Source organism: Lysinibacillus sp. FJAT-14745 (assembly GCF_001275675.1).
Classification (GTDB): Bacteria; Bacillota; Bacilli; order Bacillales_A; family Planococcaceae; genus Lysinibacillus.
In genome coordinates this window covers 63,583-65,511 of sequence record NZ_LITM01000008.1, presented here as the reverse complement: position 1 = coordinate 65,511, position 1,929 = coordinate 63,583, and the positions used below count along the sequence as shown (strand labels likewise).

General features: G+C 36.4%; 2 protein-coding genes. Both read left to right on the top strand.

The genetic code is table 11. The features are described 5' to 3' along the window. Positions 1–1,143, top strand: a 1,143-nt coding sequence (locus AMS59_RS14105; protein ID WP_156304685.1) for an N-acetylmuramoyl-L-alanine amidase, incomplete at its 5' end; no start/stop codon positions are given. A gap of 204 nt (positions 1,144–1,347) precedes the next feature. Next, positions 1,348–1,929 (top strand): S-layer homology domain-containing protein (locus tag AMS59_RS14100; protein ID WP_199777759.1); only part of this gene is annotated, 582 nt, incomplete at its 3' end.

Genomic DNA, 1,929 nt, shown 5'->3' with positions numbered 1-1,929 from the left:
GCGCAGTTTTTAGATGCAGATGGTAACGCATTAGGGAATGCCCAAAAGCAAGTTACGACAACACAAAATATTAATCTTTACGTAAAACCAACCTCTTCATCAAAGGTAATTTCAACTGTGAATAGTAAAGTGAATTTACCTGTTTATAAGACGGTAAGTGGTTACCACCTAACTGTAGTGAATGGTGTACCAGGCTATATCGTGGCTAATAGTACAGCGGACGTCGAAGTAGAAAAACCTTCTACTCCGGATCCAAAACCAGAACCAAAACCAGAACCAAAACCAGAACCAAAACCAGATCCAAAACCAGATCCAAAACCAGATCCAAAACCAGATCCAAAACCAGATCCAAAACCAGATCCAACGCCACCAACAGTTTCTGGTGATCTATTAGGTCGAGTGACAGTTGACAATTTAAATATCCGCAAAGAAGCTAACTCTACTTCTGAGGTAGTAAGTAAGCTGAATAAAGGCGATTATGTTCAAGTGAACAGTATTAACGGTTATTGGGCACAAGTGACTTCTCAAGGTCAAAAAGGGTATGTCCATAAATCTTATATAAAGCTACTAAATCAAAATGGTAATCCGTTGAAAGATCGAATTATCATTCTTGATCCAGGTCATGGTGGTAAGGACCCTGGAACTGTTGTAGGTTCTAATTCCGAAAAAGCTATTACATTAAAGGTCGGCACACTTGTGAAGCAAAAGCTAGAGGCTGCAGGTGCGAAGGTATATATGACTCGTACAGGGGATACGTATCCTTCACTTCAAGACCGCGTTGACTTTACAAATGCTAATTACGGCGAAATCTTCGTAAGTATCCATGTGAACTCTGCAGCAAATACTTCTGCACAAGGTACTGAAACATATTATGCAGTGACAACAGGTGATATGTTTAAGGAAGATATAGATTTAGCGACATTTGTAAACAATCAAATCGTTAATAACTTAAATATGAAAAATCGTGGTGTTAGAGAACAGCAATACTACGTAATTCGCAACACAATTATTCCAGCCATCTTAGCTGAGCTAGGCTTCCTAACAAATGATGAAGACCGCGCTAAAATGACAGATGATCAATATGTTGAGTTATTCGCTGATTCTATCTACAAGGGAATTTTAGAATATTACTCAAAACAATAATAATAATGAAGAGCTACATCGTTCAGAAGGGAATGATGTAGCTCTTTTTGTTTGATAAGTTTATCAGTCCAATTGATTTAACACTTCGGGCATTAAATATTCTATAATTTAGAATTTCAGTATAATAGTTCTGTGTATATAATAGTTTTATCTGTGAAATTTTGTTAATATTAATGTTAGAACAAGAAGGGAGGAAATAAGACATTGTATCTCAAGAAAATTAGTCTTATATTATGCGTCCTTTTCGTTTCTGCTTCAATGTTTACAATACATAGTGCACAAGCAAATGGAGGTTTTGTAGATGTTACGAACAAGGATGACGCATATGAAGAAATCAATTATTTAGTTAATTTAGGTGTTATTAAAGGGTATACAGAAAAGGGCAAAACATATTATAAACCTTATAACACAGTAACGCGTGGACAAGTTGCCAAAATGGTTGTTGTTGCTTCAGGTAACAAGCCACTAGTTGTCAATAAATCAAGCTTCTCCGATGTAGCAGTCGGCACAGAGCTTTCAGGCTATGTAGAACGCGCTGTACAGCTTGGCTTCTTTAAAACAAATATTAAGGGACAATTTTTACCAAACAAACCTTTAACTCGTGATGAAATGAGTTATGTGTTAACAAACGCGTTTAAGCTCGATACAAGCGAGTATGAAAATATCGATTCTCCTTTTGTAGACGTGGGCATTAATAATCCGTACGTTCCATATGTGAATACGATTTACTATAATGGTATTACTCAGGGAAGCAATCAAAATTATAATCCAAATGGACAAGTGACA